Raw genomic sequence first — 23688 nt, forward strand, 5'->3', positions numbered from 1 at the left:
ATTTGCGACAATTGGCGGATTGGCAGGCAGGATGCCTGCCCCACGTTTGACATTGAATCGGCGCAAAGGATGCCGTCCAAAGTCAGGCGACTTCAGCTACGCCCAGCCCTCACCCCTCCCTGAAATGATACCTCTCCCTGAAATGATTGCACAAAGGACGTTTAGATGAAGAATGTTTTTTTAATGGTGGTTTTGGTCGGTGCATTGACACTGTCGGATTTCGCGGAGGCGGCGCCGAACCAGCCTAATGTATTGTTTATCTTCGCGGATGACATGAGCTACGAGACGATTGGGGCGGCCGGCATGTTGGATATCGACACGCCGAACCTCGATACACTGGCCAAGTCCGGGGCGAGCTTCACTCATGCCCACAACATGGGTGCATGGGGCGGCGCGGTTTGTACGGCTAGCCGCAGCATGCTCAACACGGGCCGTTTTCTCTGGCATGCAGGAGCGAGTGTTAAGCCGTGTGTCGCCGAGAATCGTATGTGGTCGCAGCGAATGCAGGAGGCGGGGTACCAAACCTACTTTTCAGGGAAGTGGCACGTTCCCGGTGCCAATCCGCAGGGCTTATTTCATGTCGTAAAAAATGTTCGCGCCGGCATGCCGAAGCAGACTCCGCAAGGCTACAACCGGCCGAAGAGTCCAGAGGATTATGCGTCTGGCTGGAAACCGTGGGAGACGAAATACGGTGGGTTCTGGGAAGGGGGCACGCATTGGAGTGAAGTGCTCGCCAACGACGGTGTGGAGTACCTCGATTCCGCGGCAAAAGAGGAGCAACCGTTTTTCATGTATCTGGCGTTCAACGCGGCGCATGATCCACGTCAGTCTCCGAAGGAATATATCGACCGCTATCCGCTCGAGCGAATCAAGCTGCCTGAGAATTTCCTGCCCCAATATCCCTATGCCGATAAGATCTGCGGACTTGGCTTGCGTGATGAAAAGCTGATGCCTTACCCACGCACGGATTACGCTGTCAAAGTGAACCGCCAAGAATACTTCGCACTGATCACCCATATGGATGACCAGATTGGTCGTATCCTCGAAGCACTCAAAGAATCGGGTAAAGCGGATAACACCTACATTGTCTTTACCGCCGACCACGGGTTGGCGGTTGGTCATCACGGCCTGAGCGGGAAGCAGAACATGTATGACCATAGTGTGCGCGTGCCGTTCTTTGTCGTCGGACCGGGTGTGAAAGCCGGAACGCAAATCGATACGCCAATCTATCTGCAGGACGCTATGGCCACCATATTGGATTTGGCCGACGCATCGACCGAGGGTGTCGAGTTCAAAAGCTTGCTGCCGCTACTGGATGAAGAGAGCAGCGAACACTACGAAGCGATGTACGGCGCCTACATGAAAACGCAGCGGATGATCACGAAAGGTGACTGGAAGTTAATTTCCTATCCAACTGCCAATGTCGAACGATTGTTCAATCTGAACAAGGACCCGAACGAGATGGATGACCTTGCCGGAAATCCTGAGTATTCCAACAAGTTGGTGGAAATGCGTGTAGCGTTGGCTGAACTGTGTGAAGCGATGGACGATCCGCGAACAAAGGATTCCACCGATGCAAAAGAATAGGCCGTAGCGAAAGTCGCCAAGACTTCGTACCACGTCGAACCTCGATGAGGTCGGGATTTCTTGACGAGCTCGGCTACTTCAGGATTCTTTTTCGTTGCGGTATTGGCGGCAGGTCCACCTGCTGGTAAAGCCTAAAAACAGGGAAAGTTAAGAATTGACGTGGAAAATATCCAAATCGATCCTCTTGTAGGTCGCTTGCTGTACCGGGAATGACTATGTTGGATTGTTTCTTCAACAGATCGCCAACTCTCGTTTTTGGGCTGGATGAAGGACTACAATAAGGGTTTCGGGAGTTCAACGATACAATGAAGGTTTTAGATATGAGAGCCAGAACCTATACCGCTCTATTTACACTCGTGATCGTTGGTTTGTTGGCTGCGGAGATATCCTTTGCAGCGCGTCATGATGTGGACGAAAGCAACAATCCGAAAGCAGACCAAGCCTATATCGATGAGGCCGCTGCTCCTGAGGAACCGTTGACGCTGTGGTATCGCAAACCGGCGACCAAGTGGGAAACCGAAGCGTTGCCGATTGGAAATGGTCGGCTGGCTGCCATGGTTTTCGGCGGGGTCAACAACGAGCGGATCCAGTTCAACGAAGAGACCGTCTGGGATGGAGTGCCAACGGATTACAACAATCCCGAGGCGCTTGCGGCATTGCCGGAAGTCCGCCGTCTGCTCTTCGAGGGTAAGAACGACGAGGCGACTCGGATCGCTGGCCGATCGATGATGGGGAACCCGAAAAAGATCAAGTCCTATCAGACATTGGGCGACCTCTTCCTTGACTTTCCCGACACGGACAAGGTCTCGGGTTACCGACGCGACCTGGATCTGACGACGGCAATCAACCGAACTCATTACAGTGTGGATGGGGTCGAGTACACGCGAGAAGTGTTCGTGAGCGCGCCGGATCAGGCCATCGTGATTCACTTGACGGCCAGCGAGCCAGGGAAGATTAACTTCACGGCTCGCTTTTCTCGTGACAATGCATCCATAAAATCCGCTTCAGATAACCGGCTCGTTCTGCAAGGAAAGCTTGGAGTTCACTATGAAGCACAACTCCGTCCTGTCGTCGATGGCGGCAGCGTTCGTTCCACAGACGGAGTATTGAAAGTCTCGGACGCTGATAAGGTGACGCTGGTGGTGGTCGGTGCGACGAGCTACAACAATGCCACCGATATTTCGGGGGACGCCAGTGCACGCTGTGAGAAGTATCTTCAGTCGATTGGTAAGAAGTCCTATGATGATCTGCGTGTTACGCATGTCACCGACTATCAGAATTTGTTCAATCGCGTCAAACTCGACTTAGGAACAACGGATGCGGTCAATAAGCCAACCGATGAGCGGCTACGAGAGATCAAGAAAGGGAAGCATGATCCGCAGTTTGAGACACTGTATTTCCAATTTGGTCGTTACCTATTGATTAGCAGTTCCCGCCCGGGGCATTTACCCGCTAACCTGCAAGGCAAATGGGCGCAGCAATACAACGCGGCATGGAACAGTGATTATCATTTCAACATCAACTTCCAAATGAATTACTGGCCCGCACAGGTCTGCAACCTATCGGATTGCCATCAGCCGTTTTTCGACTATGTGGAGAGCCTCGTTCCCTTTGGCGAAAAAACAGCCAAGGTGCACTATGGCGCGAATGGGTGGACGCTGCATCACCTCTCTGACATCTTTGGTATGACCGCACCTGCGGACGGTGTGCATGGTATTTGGCCGATGGGGGCTGCTTGGGCGAGCCGCGATTTTATGGAACACTACCGCTTCAACGGCGACAAGGAATTTTTGACTCGGCGGGCGTATCCAATGATGAAAGAGTCCGCGCAGTTCCTCTTGGATTTCTTGGTCGAGGCGCCCGAAGGGACGCCCGCGGCTGGTCGTCTGGTCACCAACCCCTCACACTCGCCGGAGAATTCGTTCATCAAAGCGGATGGAACGCAATCGGTGTTCACTTATGCGTCAACGATGGACCTTGAGATTGTTCATGACCTATTCACCAGCCTGCTGGAAGCAAATGATGAGATCGATCCGACTGGCAACTTTGATAGGGAGTTCCGTGGTGAGCTAGAAACGGCATTGGCGAAACTGCAGCCGCTGCAGATCAGTTCCAAAACGGGTCGCTTGCAGGAGTGGGTTGAAGACTACCGGGAAGCCGATCCAAATCATCGCCACACGTCTCATTTGTTTGGACTTCATCCTGGAAAGCAGATCACAAAGAATGCAACGCCCGAATTGTACGAAGCTGCAAAGAAATCGCTGGAAGCCCGCGGTGATGGTGGCAAGGGATGGTCGATGGCATGGAAGGTCAACATGTGGGCCCGTTTCCATGACGGTGACCGCGCCCATAAGTTGCTCGGCAATCTGTTGGGCAAAATGACGCTAACCAATCTCTTCGACACACATCCGCCGTTCCAGATTGACGGTAACTTTGGAGGCACCGCTGCGATCGCTGAAATGTTGCTCCAAAGTCATGATGGTGAAGTTCATCTCTTGCCAGCCTTGCCTACGGCTTGGCCCTCCGGTTCGGTGAAAGGCCTACGCGCACGCGGCGGCTTTGAAGTGGATATCGCTTGGGAGGACGGTAAGTTAACGCAGGCAACGATTCGTTCGCTGCTCGGCAATCCACTCAAGCTTCATTACGAAACCACAACCCACACAGAGAAGCTTGACCAGGGTGATAGCTTTACCTGGGACGGAAAATAGGAGCTAGAATCAGTAGGGGCAATCCACTATTCGCTGTTGCTCTCTGCCTTCTAGCGATGTCGGTACAGGTTCAAGCTGCCATGCCCAATTCTTCCGTCATCCGTCTTGGATCTTGTGAGAGACCCAGGTGTGAGAGGATCTTTAACAAGATCCACTACGAAATTTTTTTCTGCCGTTCGCTTTAGGGCAAGGGTAATATCGATGTTAACTTTTGGATTTGGGGAAATGCGTTCATGAATCGCTCAGGAATAAGAACCGCTGTCGTCCTTTGTCTTTTAATTCTATCCGTGCCAGTCCAGGCCGAGTCCTCCGATGCGCTGAAACTCTGGTACAAGCAGCCGGCCACGCAGTGGACGGAGGCGATGCCGATTGGTAACGGCCGGCTCGGCGCGATGATCTTTGGCGGCATCCAGCAGGAAAAATTGCAAATCAATGAGGACACGCTTTGGCATGGTGGACCTCATGACTACTCCAACCCAGAGGCCTATTCACATTTGGCCACGGTTCGTCAGTTGCTTGAAGACGGCGAGTATGACAAGGCAGAGGCAGAAGCGGAGAAGATGATGGGGAATCCCGTCACGCAGATGGCTTATCAGCCCTTGGGTGACCTTTTGCTGCAATTCCCGCAAGGCGAAAAAGCGACAGACTATCGTCGTGAATTGGATTTGCAGAACGCGGTCAGCACCGTAAGCTACACCGTCGCCGGAACCCGCATGACCCGTACGACCTTTTCCTCTCAACCGGACCAAGCCATCGTCATGCGGCTTGAAAGCAGCGGTGTCGGCCAGATCAGCTTTGATCTTTCGATGGCCAGCCCGCATCCAATCCAATCCCAGGTCATTGGCAATGACACTCTCGGGCTGACCGGCCAAATCGCTCCGCGTGCTGGTGGTGGCCTGATTGCTCCCTGGGAAGGCGAAGGCATGAAATTCGCTGCCCAGGTCAAGGTCAAGGCCGAAGGCGGGACGCTCGTGGCCGAGGGAGACAACATCTCAGTCCATGATGCCGATGCCGTTACCCTGGTCTATGTGGCGGCAACCAGCTTTGTCAACGCAACGGACATGAGCGCCGATGCCGTCGCCCGGGCAGCGAAGACTCTTGCTGCCGCCAGTGGTCAATCTTACGCACAGCTCTACCAACGTCACGTCGAAGACTATGCGTCTCTTTTTAATCGAGTGGCCATCGATCTTGGCGGTCAAGACGCGTCCGATTTACCTACCGACGAGCGGCTCAAGCGACGGGCCGATGGCGCGGTTGATCCGTTATTGGTCGAACAAATCTTTCAGTTCGGCCGTTATCTGATGATTGCCGGGTCACGCCCCGGAACCCAGCCCTTGAACCTGCAGGGTATCTGGAACGACAAAATCAATCCTCCCTGGTGCAGCAAGTACACCATCAATATCAATATCCAGATGAACTACTGGGTCGCTGAGGTCTGCAACCTCAGTGAATGTCACGAGCCTCTGCTGCGCATGGCTAGTGAGCTGGTTGCACCGGGCAGCAAGACTGCTCAAATGCACTACCGCGCCGATGGCTGGGTGACTCATCACAATACGGACATCTGGCGCGGTACGGCTCCGGTGGATGGCGCTCACTGGGGGATGTGGCCCAGCGGCGGGGCTTGGCTCTGCCAACATCTCTGGGAGCATTATCTGTATACCGGTGACACCGAATTTCTCACCAAGGCCTATCCGGTCATGAAGGGGGCTGCTGAGTTCTTCTTGTCAGATGGTGTGCTGGTTAAGAATGAAGACGGAAATCTGATCACCTCACCGTCGATCTCACCCGAGCACAGTCATGGCGGAGGGAGTAAGGATGGGCTCAGTTCCAACCGATCCGGTGCTTCGGTTTGTGCCGGGCCGACGATGGACGGACAGATCCTTCGTGATCTCTTTGCCAACTGCATCGCAGCGGCAGAAATCCTGGATATCGACGAAGACTTTCGCTCGCAGGTGGCCCAGACACGAGCTCGCCTGGCGCCCATGAAGATTGGCCGCCACGGTCAATTACAGGAATGGCAAGAGGATTGGGATAATCCTGACAAGCCGCATAGTCACGTCTCGCATCTCTACGGGATCTATCCCAGCGCTCAGATCAATCTCGCTGATACCCCCGAGCTTTTTGATGCTGCCCGGGTCTCCATGATCCAACGCGGTGATTCCGGTGGATGGCCCGGCGCCTGGAGGATCTCTCTGTGGGCCCGCGTGGGCGATGGCGATCGTGCTCTGAAGAACTTTAGTAATGTCGCACGTGGTCTGACCAGCAACCTGTTCAATGGTAGCCGGTTCCAGATCGATGCTAATTTTGGCGCGACCGCCGGGATCGCTGAGATGCTCATGCAAAGTCATGGCGGCGAAATCCAGCTGCTGCCTGCACTGCCCAAGGCCTGGCCGACCGGTTCGGTTGAGGGGCTGAAAGCACGTGGCGGTTTTGAAGTCGATATCGCGTGGAAGGACGGAAAGCTGACCGAAGCCAAAATCCATTCGCTCGGTGGCAAGCCCTTGGCCGTTCGTTACGGAGATGAAACCCGCAAGGTCGATCTCAGCGAAGGTGAGAGTTTTAGCTGGAACGGTGAATAGGAAGTCGGCCGATGTGGTTTTACGTCAGGCCTGTAGGTTAGCGATTTGCGACTGCTCGACTCTTGCCGGCCGAACATCCCTGAAATTTATTGGGGGGGTGGGCGTGGTTGAATTTCCTTGTTGTCCCCGCTATGGTGGATACCAGGGGTGTCCCAACGGGGCTACTTGTACAGGTTTGGCTGGCTCCAAAATTCTGCCTCTCAGCTCGACCGACTTTCTGATACGTTCACTACGCACCGGGGAAAGAATTGATGAAGCGACACAGACTACTATCAATCGGCATACCTGTTTTCGTCGCGCTATTGGCGATACCGGCTGTCCAGGCGAAAGCGGATGTTGTTTTTAATTTCGATAACAATACTGAGTTTGATGGCAATGTAGGTATTGGAATGATGATGTCCGCCACTTCCACTACCGCTCCTGATATCGGAGACACCGTCACCATTACGACAGTGGATGCCTATGCCCCGGTCTATACCGACCCATTTGACGGGACAACGACGGGCACGGTTACCGCCACAACAAATATTGGCAGTAATGCAATTGGCATAAATAACCCAACCTATAGCAACAACGCGTATGATACGTTGACGGGACAAACAGCCGATGAAAGCGGGGATTTCAATCCAGGCGAAGCTTGGGTAATCGAATTCGATAAAAATGTCATGATTACGGAGTTCAACTTTTCGTCGATTGATGGTGTCGACGAATTCTTCGACGTCACCGTTGAAGGCAATCCAACAGTGTTTAGTTTTACAGACGGCACGTCTGGAGACGATTTCGCTGATCCGCTCAGCGGACTCGTAGTCGCCGCGGGAACGGATGTCACATTCGCTGCACGTGGTACCATTGGTGGTACCAACATTCGCATTAGCGAGATCAGCGTTACTGTTGTCGCGATCCCAGAACCCAGCTCGCTTGCCGTGTTAGGCTTGGGCGGCATGATGATGTTTGTTCGTCGGCGCGATGCTTAAATCCTGAGCTTGCGATCTTTTGGTTAAACGCACGGCCCCATCGAGCTCTGCTGGATGGGGGCGTTTTCACAGTGACAGAGGTATGCCTTGGTAGAGTGGCGTTCCCAGCCTGACATTGAGAACATCGTCCTACCTGGGCAGCCAACACGGTGAAGCATTTTATCGCGTTAAACCGCGCGCCCATTGGGCCGCACGCTGGGCACTGCAAAACACGCGGGGCGATGGTAGGCAATCGGAAATGTCCTCGTTGGTCTGGCCCCCGAAGGAGACTGCTGAAGTCGTAACATTGAACCTAGGCCGGAGGCCGACACATCCTTGCCGGTGGTGTGAGCCACCGGTATGAATGGCAACCGAACGACAAGCCCGGAGGGCGACACATAGCGATGATAGGTCGGCCCCCGGCCTTGCGGCGACTTAAACGCTGCTGAGATCTCTTCCGGGATCAAAACGTGGGTAAAGACAAGGGCATCGCGTCACCACGATGGTTGCCGTCATACAAGTCATCTTTCTCGCTGGGTTCGGGCCGATTCAATTGGTCTGGCCAATCGGGAATGTTGATCACTGATGGATAAGTGGTGTCGTTAGTGCTATCTTCGTTAGTGTTGGCAATGACGGCCAATTCGAGATGGTCACCGGCGGTGCGAGGGGTGTACCTGTTAGCAGGGCTGCAATCAAAATCGCAGAGTCAAAATCGCAGAGGGCGATAGCTTCCCTTTGATCGTTAAACACTGTTTCGATTGAATCAGGTACATACTCGCTCTATATCTAAGAGAACGGTTGATGCCGTTCTGGTCGGCAAGTTGGATCAGCAGGAAAATAGGGTAGACACAATCATGAACACGACTAAGCAATCCGGGTGTGCAATACTACAAGGTATGAAAGGCATTTTGCTGTTTTTGTCGCTCGTTGTATCGACGACTTGTTACGCACAAGACGAGGACCTTTCTTGGGAGGCGTTGAGCGAACAATATGAAGTCCCACAATGGTTTACCGATGCCCGATTTGGAGTTTGGGTGCACTGGGGTGCGCAATCCGTACCCGAATATGGTGGCGGTTGGTATGCACGACACATGTATATGCAGGACGTAGGCAGGGAAACGTTCGGAAAGAATGCCTATCCTTATCACCTAAAAACCTTCGGCCATCCATCGGAAGTTGGGTTCAAGGATGTGATCCATCATTGGAAGGCAGAGAACTTCGATGCCGATAGTCTGTTGCGATATTTCACGGAGAATTTAGGTGCTAGATACTTTATGGCTTTGGCACATCACCATGACAATTTTGACAATTGGGATTCAACCTATCAAGAGTGGAATTCGGTTAACGTTGGCCCCAAACGTGACATCATCGGAGAGTTCAGCGAGTCGGCCAAAAAATTTGGCGTCCCCTTCGGCGTGACCACGCATGACGAGCGATTCTTTGATTGGAACCTGCCTGCGTTTGGTGCAGATAACTCAGGAGAGTTCAAAGACATTCCCTATGATGGACGTCTTACGAAGAAGGACGGGATCGGAAAATGGTGGGAAGGATTCGATCCCGCAAATCTATACGGCATACCTCCTGAGAAAAGGACACCCGAGTGGATGGAAGCTTGGAAGCAAAATTGGTTGCTGCGGATGAAAGAATTGCTTACCAAGTATGATCCGGACTATTTGTGGTTTGATGGCCGAGGGTTTCCCTATGGTGATTACGGTAAAGAGGCGTTTCGCACCTTTTACAATCAAAGCTTGAACGAGCATGGGAAAATCAATGCTGTGATTGCTGGCAAGATCCCTGGCGGGGACCCAGGCATCGTTCATGATATTGAGCAGGGTGTGGAATCGGTGATCTCTGCCGAGCCTTGGCAAAGCATTTGCACTTATACGCATTGGTTCTACAAGAAGGATGACGAATTAAGGCATGATGCCAAAAGTACGATTCAATTACTGATTGATGTGGTGAGCAAAAACGGCAACTTCGTACTCAACGTGGAGCTTTTGCCAGATGGAACGATCCCTCCAGATCACAAGGTTATTTTGGATGGATTTGGGGCATGGTTAAAACTCAATGGCGACGCAATCTATGGGACTTCGCCATGGAAAGTGCATGGCGACAATCTGCTCTCTCGTCTGGCTGATGCCGACTCCAAAAATGCCAACGCCGCCAATTCCGATCTTTCCGCCGCTAAGAGAAGCCGAAGTAAACAGTTCAACAATCGAACGAAAGACAGCCCTGCCTACGGGCATGAAGAGGTTCGATTCACGGTCAAGGACGATGCACTCTATATGTTCGTGCTAAACCCATCGGAAGGCGAGATTGAACTGCCATCGCTGGGATTAAACTCGGCGTATAGACCGAAACCGATTCAATCAATCCGACTCATCGGCAGCGACGCAGAAGTGAAGTTCAACCAAAGTGGTGATACATTGATTTTAGAAGTGCCCGCCAACCGACCGACCCCCTACGCGGCCGTCTTCCAAGTCGAAGGAGCGTTGGACAGCGAGCAATAGAGTAGAGGCACGATCGTCAGCATGCCCGCGAAGTACAGCTAACGAAAGTTGCTTGCTCCGACTCCATTTTTCATGACTTCCATACGCACTTCGACAATCGAAACCTCTAGGGGAGGCCGAGTCGTTGATAGGTTGACGCTTGGTGGCTACTCACCAAAGCAAAACAGGTGATTTTCGCCTCTTACCAACACTTGTTTGCCTAACGGCACCGCTGAACCGATGACGGACTCTTCCAGCTCGGCTTCGGCAAGCACATTGAATTTTCGATCGCGTATATCGATAACGAAAACCGTACCATCTTCTCGCGCGCAATACAGTAGCCCGCCGGCGATGAGTGGGGAAGCATAGTAGTTGGAGCGGTGTTTGGGCAGGGTCTCACGCCAAACCGATGTGCCATCGGCCGGGTTAAAACACTCGACTTCGCCCCGATCTCGAACCAAATAGACGTGTCCTTCCCAGACCGCCGGAGAAGGGACAAAGGTTCCGATGTCATCTCGATTCCAAATGACGTTTGTTTCGGAAACATCACCGCTACCGTCTAATTTCACGCCGTATAGAAGCGGCTCTCTTCGATCGTTTCGCCCGGCGGCGACCACCGCAACATCATCAACCACAACCGGCATCGCAATGGTTGGCCATAGATCGGTCTTGTCCGGATTAAACCCGCCGCATTGCCACAGCATCTTGCCGTCTGCAACATCGTGAATGGTTAGATGTTCGGCGCCGTACACCAACACCGCTGGTTTTCCTTGGAATTCGATCAGGACCGGTGTCGCGTAACCCTGATCACCTTCGCGGGGCGTTTCATAATTCCGGTCCACCTTCCAAACGAGATCGCCACTTAATTTATCGAATGCAGCAACCCAAGAATCGCCAGCGTGCATCCTCACCATCACCACATACTTGTCGGTCAAGATGGGAGACGTACCGTGATCCCAGTAGAGCTCTACTTTGCCAAAACGCTCAACCAAATTATCCTGCCAACGGATGCTTCCATCCTTTTCGACGGCGACCAATGTTCCGCTTTTGAAGTACGAGAATACTGCATCACCATCGCTGACCGGCGATGCATTGCTGCCGGATCCATTGCGATGTTTACCTTGTTCCTGCTCTGAAAACTTCGTCAGCCACTGTTGTTGTCCATTTCGATCGAGGCAAACAAGTGCGTCCTGCCCGTCGGCTGGAGCCGTAATGTAGATCGAATCACCAACGACGATTGGTGTCGAACAACCTTTGCCAGGTAGTTCAAATTTCCACGCCAAGTTTTGCTCGGGGTTGAGTTCCGTTGGAAAATCTCCACCTTCCAACGATCCGCTCGATTGGCTGCCTCGCCAGCTGTGCCAATCCGCATTGGCTTGTTCGCGTTCCTGAGCACTCACGTTGCCAGTCGTGAGCGAAAGGAGTAACACCGATAGAGTGGATGGCATCAAAAGGATTCGTCGCATAATTTTCCTTTGTGGATTTAAAGCAGTGGATTTAAAGCAAGAGAGTTGATGGAAGCTCGGTCTACATTGTATCGAATTTGATACGCCGAAAACGTGCGTGGCGTCGAAACGAGTGGATTTAAGTAGACTCGCTGCGTGTACAAGTATTTAGACCTGTGGGGCTAAATGCTGGCGTGGGCGGCTTCAAACGATCGGGATGCACGCGTTGCCGTTGTTGAATCGACACGCGGCTGGAAACGCATCCGGGGGCGAAGGGTGGAAATATCTGATAAGGATGGTAGAGTGATCCTTGATTTAAGGGGCATCCTCCTCCACAATGTGATGGGTACGGAGTAATGTTGCTTCTCTATCGTGCTGCATCGTCCTGCCGTTTAGCGGGCGCTGGCAGACATTTGCTTTAGGTATTCAGCTAGTATTACAAGAGCGTGACTCCTTTGGAGCACGCATCAAAATTGGAACCGAGTGAGTTTAGAATAATCATGTTTGTACGTAATTTGATGATAACTGCCTTAGCCGCGACCATCTGGGCTGGGTTGGGGTTGCATCCTGCATCGAAGGCTTCGGCTGTGGAGCCGAGCTCTGGTTTAATCGCAGACGGTGCGGGTAAGGCTTTGCGGATGTGGTACAGCGAGCCAGCACCAGACAGCGACGCTGGCTGGGTCAACCGTTCGATCCCGATGGGCAATGGCTACATGGGGATCAACGTGTTCGGTGGCACGGGCACTGAGCGAATCCAGATCACGGAGAACAGTCTGTACGACTCGGAGGAAGGGAGTGGACTGCGCCGCGGAGGCTTGAACAACTTTGCTGAGGTCTACCTGGATTTCGGTCACGACAACACCAGCGATTACGAGCGAGAATTAAGCCTCAACGAAGGCGTTTCGCGTGTGAAATACACGCAGGCCGGCGTGGAGTATTCGCGGGAGTACTTCACCAGTTATCCCGACAAGGTGATGGCGATCCGTCTTAACGCGTCAAAGCCGGGGACCCTGTCGTTCACGCTTCGCCCCACCATCCCCTTTATGGATAAGGGCAAGTCTGGATCCGTCGTGGCGACGGAGGACACGATCACTCTTGCGGGTGTCATGAACCATTACAACGTCAAGTTTGAGGGCCAGTTCAAAGTCATCCCGACCGGAGGCACGATGACGGCAGACAATAGCAACTCGCAGGGTACCATCACCGTTGCGGATGCTGACAGCGCAGTGATTCTGATCGCGGTTGGAACGAACTACCCATTCGACTCCCAAGTGTTCCTGACCACAAAGGCGGCCGATAAACTTGCTGGTTTTCCCGGCCCCCACGCCAAGGTAAGCGGCTACCTAGCCGCTGCGGCCGCAAAGTCCTATGAGGAGTTGCTGGCGAACCATCATGCCGACTACACCGAGCTATATGACCGGGTGAGTTTCGACCTCGGTGCCGCCGAACCGGCGATACCCACCAATAAGCTTGTCGATGCCTACCCCGCCGGTGGCTCAAGCCGATACCTTGAGGAGTTGGCCTTCCAGTTCGGGCGTTACCTGTTGATCTGCTCCTCACGGGAAGGCACGCTTCCGCCTCACCTGCAGGGAATCTGGAACGTCTATAAGAGGCCACCGTGGGCCGCTCAATACCTGCACGACACGAACGTGCAGATGGCATTGGCCCCCGCCTTCTCTGCCAACATGCCTGAGCTGTTCGAGTCCTATGTCGGCTACTTCAACACCTTCGTGCCACGGCAGCGATTGTACGCAACGCAGTACATCAAACAGTACAATCCCGCGCAGCTCGACGCCAGCGGAGACAACGGCTGGTCCGGACCGTTCTGGTCCAATCCGTACAATGTTCCTGGGAAGACACGCGTTGCCGGCTTCGGCACAGGCGCTTGGATCGCTCAGATGTTCTGGGACTATTACGACTATACGCGGGACGAGTCTGTGCTGGCGGATAAGGCGTATCCGGTGATGTACGGCCAGGCTAACTTTGTGTCCCGGTTCGTAAAAGACGTCGATGGCGTCCTGTTGGCCGACCCTTCCTCGTCCCCTGAGCAGAAGCTTCGGGACACGGTGGGTACCACGTTCGACCAGCAGATGTTCTACGAAAATCATCACAACACTTTGACGGCCGCCGAGATCCTCGGTCGGTCTGATCGTCGATTGGCTACCTTCAAAACCCAGCTTCCTCTTCTGGACCCGATTCAGATCGGTAAGTCGGGACAGATCAAAGAGTTTCGCCAGGAGCAGTACTACGACGATATTGGTGACCCCGCCCACCGGCATGCCTCGATGCTGCTGGGACTGTACCCAGGCCAATTGATCAACGATACGACGCCGGCTTGGCTCGATGCTGCGAAGGTAAGTCTGACCAAACGCACCAACAAAACGAAAATCGGATGGGCGCGAGCGGAGCGGATCGCCATGTGGGCCAGGGTTCACGACGGCGCGGAAGCGTACTCCTACTACAAAGCGTTGTTGGGCGGAAACTACATGCATAACCTCTTCAATGACCACCGGGGCGGACAGCTGTTCCAGGCGGACGCGAACTACGGCGCCACAGCCGGGGTCGTGGAGATGTTGCTACAGAGTCAGGACCACGTTGTCGCCCCGTTGACCGCGATACCCGCGGCATGGTCAGAGGGCAGCTATCGCGGACTGCTGGCGCGAGGAAACTTCGAGGTCTCGGCGCAGTGGGCTGGTGGGCACGCCAGCCGGTTGGAGGTGTTGTCCAAGTCGGGCGGTGCGTTGGACTTAAGGTACCCCAACATTGCCCAAGCCGTGATAAAGACCTCGGACGGTCAGAAAGTAGACTTCGTTGCTAAAGGGAGTGACCAGGTCCGCATCGAGTCGAGCCAAGGCAAAACCTATGTGGTTACCGACATCCCAGTCGGCATTCCTGTGGCGGCGCCCTCCAACCTGAAGTTCAACAAAGGTGGTGGGAGCGATCCGATCGAACTCTCCTGGACCGGCAGTCCGGACGCTGCGTCGTACAACCTGTACCGCGCGGTAGGAAACGCACCAGACTATGAGCTAGTCGCCTCCGATATCACGGATACCGACTTCGTCTACCAAGCCCCTGATCTGAAACAGATCGACCAGATGACGCTCAAGGTCACCGCAGTGCGGTCCGATGAACGCGAAAGCGACGAGGGAGCCACGGTGATTTGGCTGTTGCCCTAGCAGGTGTTGCCCTAGCAGGTGGCGAACGGGAAAAAGGGTGGCCTGCGGGCCTCCCGACCGTTTTCAGCGGCCTCATCAGGCAGAACGAGGTGCATCTCGCTGCGGCGCCTCGTCAGGATGTGATGATTTTTTGCGGTCTGAAAAGCCGTTTTCGAGGTTAACCCAAACGGCTAATTTGCAGAGTGAGACGGAAAAACGGTGCCCCATCCTATGAATCATCCTGGTTTAAGCGAGTCGCCGGAGGTCACAGGCATTTTCTCGGGCACCGAATACGCAATTCCCCCCTACGAGCCAGCATCCCCAGGACCATAACGATGGCACAACTTGTTTTTCGAATTTTACTTCTGAGTTTGGCGATCGTTACGCTTGATGCGTCGCGTTTGTTTGCACGTGACTTTGTGTTGGTCATTGGCGGCGGATACTCGCCCTCCGGCAACCAGGCGTCGCTGGAGAAAAACGTGCTACTCTTTCGACGTTCGATCGAAGCACATGGGCTGAAACCCTTTCGTAGCGATACGTTTTTTTCCGATGGGGACGACCCACTGCACGATCTACAAGTGATTGATGCGGATTCGATTCCAAAACCGAATCGATTGATGGCAGAATTCTTCGGCTCTCAGGAAGACCTCGGATTGAGCTACCGAAATCACCAGATTAGCGATGTTCGTGGTCCCTCGAAGCCCGACTCGATTCGCAACTGGTTCCAGGAGATCAAAGGTCAAATTCAAGCCGGTGACCGACTGTTGGTCTATGTGACGGCCCACGGTCAGAGAAGTCGCCAGCGTGATCGCCCTTACAACACCTCGATCGCGATGTGGGACAACTCGTCGATCGAGATGGATGAGTTTGCCACGCTATTGGACGGACTGCCCGATGAGATCCATGTCGTGTTGGTAATGGTCCAGTGCTACACCGGTGGCTTCTCACATCTGATGTTTCGCGGTGGTGATCCGAAGCAGGGATTGTCGCCACAGCGGCGAGTTGGCTTTTACGCCACCGTTCACGATCGCCCAGCCGCAGGATGTACACCCGACGCTGATGAAACCAACTATGCCGAATACAGCACGTACTTTTGGGCGGCGTTGTCGGGTGTCGATCGAGCAGGAAATCCGATCGAGCGTCCCGACTACGACGGCGACGATAGGGTTTCATTCGAAGAGGCGCACGCCTATACGATTTTGAATGCTGACACGATTGACTTGCCCGTGAAGACGTCGGGAGAATACCTCTCGATCGTCAGTCGATACGCTACGGACGATGAGGATGATAAGCATCTGTTGAAAGACGATGAGCCGTACAGCGTCGTGCTTGAATATGCCTCGCCGGTGCAGCGGCAAGTTTTAGAAGGATTGTCGGAACAGTTGGGACTCCGCGGTGATGATCGCTCGGTCGATGCGATGCAGGCAACCCGTCCACAGCGGCGCCGTGGACGTGGGCGGCCAACAAATGAATCGGGCTCCCTACGCGAGCGGATTGCCAGAGACTTGATCACCCGTTGGCCCGAGCTTGCAAATTTGATGAATCCAAAGTCGATCGAATTGGTTACCACGCAGCAAGACTTATTTGTCAACGCCGTCGAACAACACCCCGAATACACTCGCTATGCGGATCTTCAGTCGCGTGAAAGCTCATCGATCAACGCTACGAATCTGCGCGTCAAATACGAGCGATTCCTACGAGTTGTCGGCAATGTGATCATGGCTGAAAATTTGCGTCGACTCGACAAACCTAAGGAATTGGCGGAGTACTTGGCGATCGTGGTAGCCGAACGCAAAGGGTTGGAGTAGCGTTCTCTCCATCACCATTGGGGAACGGCGGGCGTTAGGTCACGTCGATCAAGACGAAACCTACTCCGGCATGATCGTCTTTGCGATTTCGGAGTCATGTAAATACACGATGGGGTCGAGGCTTCTCTCAAATTAGAATGCCTGGGATAACGAACAATATTTAGGCATTTAGACCGGGATACGGAGAAAATGAAGAAAATTAGCAGTTCAATCCTGTTGCTGATTTGCACGCTGATCACGCTACAAACTCGTGCCGATGAGATGGACCAACTGTGGGGCGAGTCGGTGGTCAAGCTGAGGGCTGAGGATGCCGAGCGTGGCCAGCTTTTCGCGGATGGAAACTACGCAATGTTCATTCATTGGGGGGTCTATTCCCAAATTGCCAATCAGGTCGATGGAAAGACCTACTACGGGATCGGTGAATGGATTATGAACAATCGAATGGCGGGCATTCCAATTCCCCGCTATCGAGAATTGGCGAAGACCTTCAACCCGGTTAACTTCGATGCAATGGAGGTCGCTCAGTTGGCCAAAGATGCTGGGATGAAATACATCATCGTCACGGCCAAACACCATGATGGTTTTGCGATGTACCACTCCAAAGTCAATTCGTTCAATATTGGCGAAGTATCACCGATCCAAATCGATCCGATGAAAGAACTCGCTGAGGCGTGCCGGCAGGTTGGATTGGGCTTTGGATTTTATTATTCACACAACCAAGATTGGACCTTTCCGGGTGGCGGCAATGGGCCGAAAACCGATGCGGAGGGGAATCTCGCAACCTTTGATGATTACTTTCAGAAGAAATGTTTGCCACAAGTAAAAGAGATCACCAGCGAGTATGGTCCCATCGTGCTGGTTTGGTTTGACACGCCAGGAAACATGCCGAAAGAATATGTGCAACAATTAGTGGACGTCGTACGCAAAAATCAGCCGAATGCGTTCGTGTCGGGTCGAGCCGGACATAGCCTTGGTGACTATCAAACCCTTGGCGATATGCAAGTCCCCTTGCGCAATGTCGAGGGCCTATGGGAATCGGTCGATACCACGAACGACTCATGGGGCTATGCTTGGTATGATCAAAATTGGAAAACCCCGAAAGCGATCTTGGGGCGTTTGATCGCCTGTGTCGCACGCGGTGGTACTTACATGTTAAACGTCGGCCCGAGCGGTGATGGCTCCATCCCTGAGCGTGCGGCAAACTCGCTGCGAACGTCCGGTGAGTGGATTCGTCGATATCCTCAAGTTGTCTACGGCACCGACGCATCCCCATGGCAACATGCGCTGCCATGGGGTGACGTGACCGTTAAAGACAATACGCTGTTTTTGTCGGTGATGCACTGGCCGGAATCAGGCTTCCTGTATCTGCCGGGCTTGGAAACGGAGATCGTTACTGCAAAATTGCTGTCCGGCGATCAAGCAGAGGAGATTCAAGCGGAGCGTCTTGGCAGTTGGACAAGACTGTCGGTGCCGGTTGCGGCACCCGAAGAACTTGTTTCGGTTATCGAAATCGAACTGGCAGGTAGTCCGAAAGCCGATGCGACGTGGGGAATCGATCCGCAACTCTCGACCGAAATCGAAGCGGAGTTTGCCACGGTGGTCGGAGCGGTGCAAAAAGAAAAACGCTGGATGGAAAAGTTCGGCGAATGGAAGCACGTCGTACAAGTTACCGACTGGGCATCGGAAAACAGCAAGGCGACTTGGGAAGTGGATGTCATCGCCCCGGGTGACTACCTGGTTGAACTGACTTACGCAGGCCAGGATCGATTGGTGTGGAGTGTCTCCATCGAGGATGGGCAATCGATTCAAAACCAGCAGAATGCGTCTCACAACTACCAAAGTTTTCCGATCGGTTGGCTTCGCTTTCCTCACGCCGGACGCTACCGTGTGAGTGCATCCTGTGTCGAAGGCAATACGCGATCGGCGAGCTTGAAATCGATTCACTTCAAGCCAGTGTCTGCTGCCTTCGATTAGCCCACGACAGTGTTGCTTCGTGTTGCTTCGTGTTGCTTCGCAAGCGCTATGAGCAGCCTGAGTGTGATTCGAGTCAATCAATCGTTGTTTGTTTCCCTCGTTTCGGTTCAAACCTTTGACAGAATCGGTTTTGGTAGTAATAAGGGAAGAATGGAATCTAAAATTCGAAGGTGGAACAGCGATACGATACAACGAAGAGTGGCATCCGGTCGCTACAAAATAAGTTGCAATTCACCATTGGGTGGATTGGGTGAATGACAATGGGACTGATCCAGGAGTAGAAAAATGAAATATGCCATCGTTCTGGTATTCGTACTGTCGTTGTTGCCGACGGCCTTTGCCGGGGAACCCGGCCTACCTTTCGGCTGGTTGATGACTCGGCAGATTTCCATGAGCCTTTTGGTCTCTTCTGCAGATACCAATGAAGCAACGGAACCGTCCGTCAATGGTCCTGGTGTGATCGATCTCCTGGAAAGTGGCACATTGGACGCGTGGAAGGTGCCGTCGGACCGTTGGCACCTGGAAGAGAAAAGTATTATTGTCGGCTCCACCGGGACCGAGAAACTTGATCTACCGGAGTGGCTGTACACGAAGCAGTCGTTTGGTGACTTCGAGTTTACCTGTGAATTGAAGTTGACCGGCGACAATCGCCGCAACACTGGTATCTACTTCCGCGCAAATCCTTTTACTTTTAAAGGCTACAAGACCTTCGAGGCACCTTCCGGATACGAATTTGATGCCGGAAACGCCGCGCCCAACAAAAAAAACATGTGGGGATCGGTCGGTGATTGGTACGCACGCCCATCGCTTCGGATTTTCGCAGACCAGACGGTCATCGTCGAGGCATTCAAGCCCGAAGACTGGAATCGTGTAACGATCCGTGCACGTGAAAATCGACTGGAATACTGGATCAACGGCACCAAGATAATGGACTACCGAGATAACGATCCCAAAGGCTCTCGCGATGGGTTGATCGGTTTTCAAATTCATGACCGATCGGTGATGAAGGTAGCCTTCCGAAACATACGCGTGCTTCCACTTTCACAGCCGAAGAAACAAGGCCCCAAAGAATAGATCCCATCTCCGGGCTAGCAGGCTGTCGATTTAATCGTTTAACGCTTAGCCGAAGGCGCCAGCTTTTCCATCAGCGGTCGCCTATGGCTTGGCGTTAAACAATCAGTCGAGTCGAACCGATTAAATCAACAGCCTGCGAGCGGCCAGTCTTCAGCACGGAAGATTGTTCGCTACCCATCGAACGAACGCGGCGTGATCCTTCCGAATGCGCTAAGAACGAGCAGAATGCTGTCTCGCTTATTTCTTCGTACTGGAGGGTAACAGTCCGCTGCGAAATGCCTTGGCGATCGCGGCGGGAGCGTTGGAGACGTGTAGCTTTTCGAAAACATGAACGACGTGTGTGCTGACGGTACTGGTGCTTAACTGAAGTGCCTTGGCGATCTCTTTCTTCGTCATACCGTCAGCGATAAGCGAGAGCACTTCCAGTTCGCGAGGCGTCAACTCATTTTCGATGGTTTCTTTAGGAAGAACCTCGCAAAGCGTATTCAATACATACCTTGCTACACGGGAATCCAGCGTCGCTTCCCCCTTCACCACGCCGCGGATGCTTGATTTGATTTGAGCAGCGGTGGCGGACTTAACCAAATAGCTGGAAGCTCCTTGGGTGATTGCTTGAATCACATCTGCCTCCTGTTCCGATTGGGTCAGTACAAGGATCTTCGCGTCGGGGAAAGTCGATGCCAATACAGGAATTCCCTCTAAGCCGCTAATACCGGGCAGATTCAAGTCCAGTAGTATCACATCAGGCATGTTTCGCTCATCGCGATTGAGCAGGCTCCGCTGGGCGACTTCCACAGCACCATAGGTGCCAATCATTTCAAAGTCGGGTTCACGGCTGATCGCGATTTCAACGACTTCACGATAGGCTGGATGATCCTCGATGAGCATCACGCGAATCGGTTGGTCAGACATTTGATCATTCTCTATCATCGAAATTCCCAGTGACCTATTGAAGGATAAATGCTGCCCCACTTCCCAAACTCACGATCGACCCCTTGAAGAGACTTTTCTTGTGTGACTACAGAGATCAGGGGGCCGGTCATGATGTCATTGCGCTTTGAAAAAAAGAGCTGCGCACAATACGAATACATCATACCAAACTTTGATGCTAGAGCCTGCCGTTGATTTCAAATCAGGAGAGGAATAGGCGACCTCGAATCTGCTGCGCGCTTCCTCGCATCTACTTTGTCACAATGAATATTCTGGTCTTGAACAGCCCGGTTAATTCATCGAAAAAGTACGATGGCCTTTCTAGGCCGTCGAAATCAGCGACAGCCTGGAAAGGCTGTCGTACAGTGTGTTTTCAGCAGGTTTGTCCGAGCTGATGGTTACTAAACAAGTTAGGACGAATGTTTTTACTCCGGTGAATAATCCGGGCTAGCTGAAATTGGCGGCGTGGAGTTGCCGGAGGTCAAGCTCGATGGGAAGACTTTTTGGTCGCGATGCAAGGGCGAACCAGGCGAACCACGGGATTGGATTTTTCAATATGATTGGCCGAAATCATGGAGCTGGATTCCTGATGAATTGGGCGAGGAAGAACTCGTCTGGGTGCACGATCACAAATACAAGCTTTACAAGAATGGGCTGTTTTACGACATCGGTCATGACTGGGAAGAGCAATGTCCAATCCGGTTAGAGAAGCTGACGGTGGAGCAGAAAGAGATTTACCCGAAGTTTGAAAGGGCGATCTCGTTGATACCGGTGATCAACTCAACCTAGCAGGCGACATTGGAAAAAGGTGCTAAGTAGAGGCCCGTTTTAAGTTGGTAGCGAGATGGTATCGGTGTTATATTGTTGTCATGAAAGCGAGCGGTATTTCATTCTTGCCCGTGCTAAAAGGAGAGACGCAAGCCGAGCGTGCTTTGCTGTGCTGGGATCGGATCGGATCGGATCGGATCGGATCGGATCGGATCGAAAGCGGTTCGCGAAGAGGATTGGAAAGGGGTGAAGCCGAAATCCAGCAGAGACATACCGTGGGAACTCTACAACGTTGTCGATGACCCGACCGAATTGAATGATTTGGTAGGAAAGTATCCAGAGAAGGTAGGTGAAATGTCAATCTTGTGGGAGGAATGGAAGACGCTGGGAAACGAACGCCAGTGGACTGGTATCATCTGCCACTATCCGAGGATTGTTTGGGGGCACCGATCGAACGATTGATGAAGAGAGTGAACTTGGTATTTAGCCGAGGGAACAACTCAGCATTGCCACTGAAAATGATTGAGGTTTCCCGCGGTGTCGCCGGGTAGGTTCTGCCGGACGACTCACACCAATTTGCGATGAGAAGAAGTTGTTTATTACATTTTTTAATTAAGGTTATGATAATGTCAGATAGCACAGAGTTGCAACGAAGGCAGTTTCTCAAGTACACCAGCGCAGCGGTAGGTGGGGCACTTGGCGCTCCTTCTTTGTCGGTTGGACAGGAGACCCCCTCGGTACCGGACCTGGTGTCACTGGGGGATGCGCACAAGGGAACGTTGGAGATCGATCTGCGGATCATGAACCAATACAGGAAGCAACCTCAAGAAGTGCAGGATTTTTATATTGCCTGCCGAGAAGCATTGACCGGTAAGAATCCTGAGCATGATTTGGCTGAAGTTTGTCGAAGCTTCAACCGCTGGAAACTTGGTGGTCCAATGCTGGGCAATGTTACGTCGACAAGCGTTTCGGTTTGGATGCACTTACCCGAACCGATTGCAGTTCGGGTGACGGTCATTCAGGAAGGATCGGGTGTTTCGAAGACTTACGCGTCCGCTGCTACGGAGCGGATTTTGTGCGTTGGTTGCGAAGGTCTTCGACCGGATACCGCTTATACCTATCAAGTTGTCGACGCAAAAGACAGGAACTTAGGAGAGGGACGTTTTGTCACGCCTCCAGCCGAGCTGACGGAAAAGCCTTGGCGAATCTCGTTCGGTGGCGACTTTCATAAAGTAGGGATGTATCGTCCCGATTTGATGCACTTGATTCAGGAGCGAGGTAGCCGCGCGATGTTGCTGATCGGCGATTCCGCCGTCGATGGCCGCAAAGATGACTTCGGGTTGATCAATACGGATTATATGCTTCGTAACCTTTCATCGCCCATTCAGAAACTGACGGCGCATGTCCCCGTTTCTGCTACCTGGGACGACCATGATTATTGGGGGAATGATACGTCGGGCGCTCGCACCAATAGCAAAAGGCCGATCGATGTCGATGGATTGCGAAAGACTTGGAAAACGCAATGGAATAATCCGGAACGGGACACCGAACGTCAGGGGATCTATTTCCAAACCCATTTTGGCCCGGTGCACTACATTGCACTCGATACACGATCTTGCCGGGACCATGACCAGCGAGGAAAAAAGAATTCATTCCTAGGCAACGTGCAGATGAGTTGGCTGAAAGATCAAATCAGCCAATCCACTTCCCCGTTTATTATCATCAGCGGCGGCACGATGTGGAGCGATTATATCTCCAACGGAAAGGACAGCTGGGGAACCTGGGACACTGAAGGACGCGAAGAGATCTTTCAGTGGATTGATGAGAAAAGTGATTCGCTTGTCGTCCTTCTCTCGGGGGATCGCCACGGTGCGCGAGGCTTTTCCATGCCACGGCCTGGAAATAAGAAAATCTATGAGCTTGAAGTCGGGACTCTTGGCGGGGTTCCAGGACCGGAAGCATACGGAGAGAACAAAGACGATCAGCTCTTTGGCTACCCAGGCCGCTCATGGGGCTTCGGTGAATTTACCTTCCGCAAGGTGAATGGCCATCCCCAGGCTGTTTTCCGTTTGATCGATGAGAACGGGAAGGAATTGGAAACCATATCACTGGAGAAATAAAATCGTCTTCAACGAGCACTCCGATCAAGCCTTTGCATCGAAGTCTCGGTCAATTGCATCAAGCAACTGCTTGCTGACTTCATTCGGGCTACGACGCT

General features: G+C 52.9%; 14 protein-coding genes. 12 read left to right on the forward strand and 2 right to left on the reverse strand.

All coding sequences use genetic code 11. The features are described from left to right. Positions 1 to 165 precede the first annotated feature (165 nt). From Q31b_RS26095 to Q31b_RS26115, 5 genes are all read left to right on the forward strand, one after another. Positions 166 to 1587 carry a sulfatase-like hydrolase/transferase gene (locus Q31b_RS26095; RefSeq protein WP_146602608.1) on the forward strand — a complete coding sequence of 474 codons (1422 nt, stop codon included), beginning with the start codon at positions 166 to 168 and terminating at the stop codon, positions 1585 to 1587. A 320-nt stretch (positions 1588 to 1907) separates the two neighbouring features. Next, the gene (locus Q31b_RS26100; protein WP_231617864.1) at positions 1908 to 4295 is read left to right on the forward strand and encodes a glycoside hydrolase family 95 protein; all 2388 of its coding nucleotides are present in this window, start codon (positions 1908 to 1910) and stop codon (positions 4293 to 4295) included. A gap of 233 nt (positions 4296 to 4528) precedes the next feature. Continuing rightward, positions 4529 to 6874, forward strand: a complete 2346-nt coding sequence (locus Q31b_RS26105) for a glycoside hydrolase family 95 protein (protein WP_146602610.1) — start codon at positions 4529 to 4531, stop codon at positions 6872 to 6874. A gap of 251 nt (positions 6875 to 7125) precedes the next feature. After that, the gene (locus Q31b_RS26110; protein WP_146602611.1) at positions 7126 to 7848 is read left to right on the forward strand and encodes a PEP-CTERM sorting domain-containing protein; all 723 of its coding nucleotides are present in this window, start codon (positions 7126 to 7128) and stop codon (positions 7846 to 7848) included. An 833-nt stretch (positions 7849 to 8681) separates the two neighbouring features. After that, positions 8682 to 10337, forward strand: a complete 1656-nt coding sequence (locus Q31b_RS26115; protein ID WP_146602612.1) for an alpha-L-fucosidase — start codon at positions 8682 to 8684, stop codon at positions 10335 to 10337. Between the two features lie 146 nt (positions 10338 to 10483). Here Q31b_RS26115 and Q31b_RS26120 read toward each other — a convergent pair whose 3' ends face one another. Continuing rightward, positions 10484 to 11782, reverse strand: coding sequence for a PQQ-like beta-propeller repeat protein (locus Q31b_RS26120; RefSeq protein WP_231617865.1), 1299 nt, complete (start codon positions 11780 to 11782; stop codon positions 10484 to 10486). Between the two features lie 479 nt (positions 11783 to 12261). Between Q31b_RS26120 and Q31b_RS26125 the strand changes: the two genes are divergently transcribed. The 4 genes from Q31b_RS26125 (at position 12262) to Q31b_RS26140 (ending at position 19772) form a co-directional block, all read left to right on the forward strand. Further along, complete coding sequence (locus Q31b_RS26125; RefSeq protein WP_146602613.1) at positions 12262 to 14937, forward strand: glycoside hydrolase family 95 protein; 2676 nt, start codon at positions 12262 to 12264, stop codon at positions 14935 to 14937. A 314-nt stretch (positions 14938 to 15251) separates the two neighbouring features. After that, positions 15252 to 16724 carry a hypothetical protein gene (locus tag Q31b_RS26130; RefSeq protein ID WP_146602614.1) on the forward strand — a complete coding sequence of 491 codons (1473 nt, stop codon included), beginning with the start codon at positions 15252 to 15254 and terminating at the stop codon, positions 16722 to 16724. A gap of 189 nt (positions 16725 to 16913) precedes the next feature. Then, the gene (locus Q31b_RS26135; RefSeq protein ID WP_231617866.1) at positions 16914 to 18698 is read left to right on the forward strand and encodes an alpha-L-fucosidase; all 1785 of its coding nucleotides are present in this window, start codon (positions 16914 to 16916) and stop codon (positions 18696 to 18698) included. Between the two features lie 285 nt (positions 18699 to 18983). Beyond that, positions 18984 to 19772, forward strand: a complete 789-nt coding sequence (locus tag Q31b_RS26140) for a 3-keto-disaccharide hydrolase (protein ID WP_146602615.1) — start codon at positions 18984 to 18986, stop codon at positions 19770 to 19772. 237 nt (positions 19773 to 20009) lie between these two features. Here Q31b_RS26140 and Q31b_RS26145 read toward each other — a convergent pair whose 3' ends face one another. Further along, positions 20010 to 20684, reverse strand: a complete 675-nt coding sequence (locus tag Q31b_RS26145; protein ID WP_231617867.1) for a LuxR C-terminal-related transcriptional regulator — start codon at positions 20682 to 20684, stop codon at positions 20010 to 20012. A 483-nt stretch (positions 20685 to 21167) separates the two neighbouring features. Here Q31b_RS26145 and Q31b_RS26150 point away from each other — a divergent pair, with 483 nt between their 5' ends. The 3 genes from Q31b_RS26150 (at position 21168) to Q31b_RS26160 (ending at position 23590) form a co-directional block, all read left to right on the forward strand. Then, entirely contained in the window at positions 21168 to 21491 is a 324-nt protein-coding gene (locus Q31b_RS26150; RefSeq protein WP_146602616.1) for a hypothetical protein, read from the forward strand. 138 nt (positions 21492 to 21629) lie between these two features. Continuing rightward, positions 21630 to 21932, forward strand: a complete 303-nt coding sequence (locus Q31b_RS26155; protein ID WP_146602617.1) for a hypothetical protein — start codon at positions 21630 to 21632, stop codon at positions 21930 to 21932. Between the two features lie 164 nt (positions 21933 to 22096). Next, positions 22097 to 23590: an alkaline phosphatase D family protein gene (locus Q31b_RS26160; RefSeq protein ID WP_197172399.1), complete on the forward strand. Its 1494-nt coding sequence runs from the start codon at positions 22097 to 22099 to the stop codon at positions 23588 to 23590. Positions 23591 to 23688: the final 98 nt, after the last annotated feature.

Source organism: Novipirellula aureliae (assembly GCF_007860185.1).
Classification (GTDB): domain Bacteria; phylum Planctomycetota; class Planctomycetia; order Pirellulales; family Pirellulaceae; genus Novipirellula_A; species Novipirellula_A aureliae.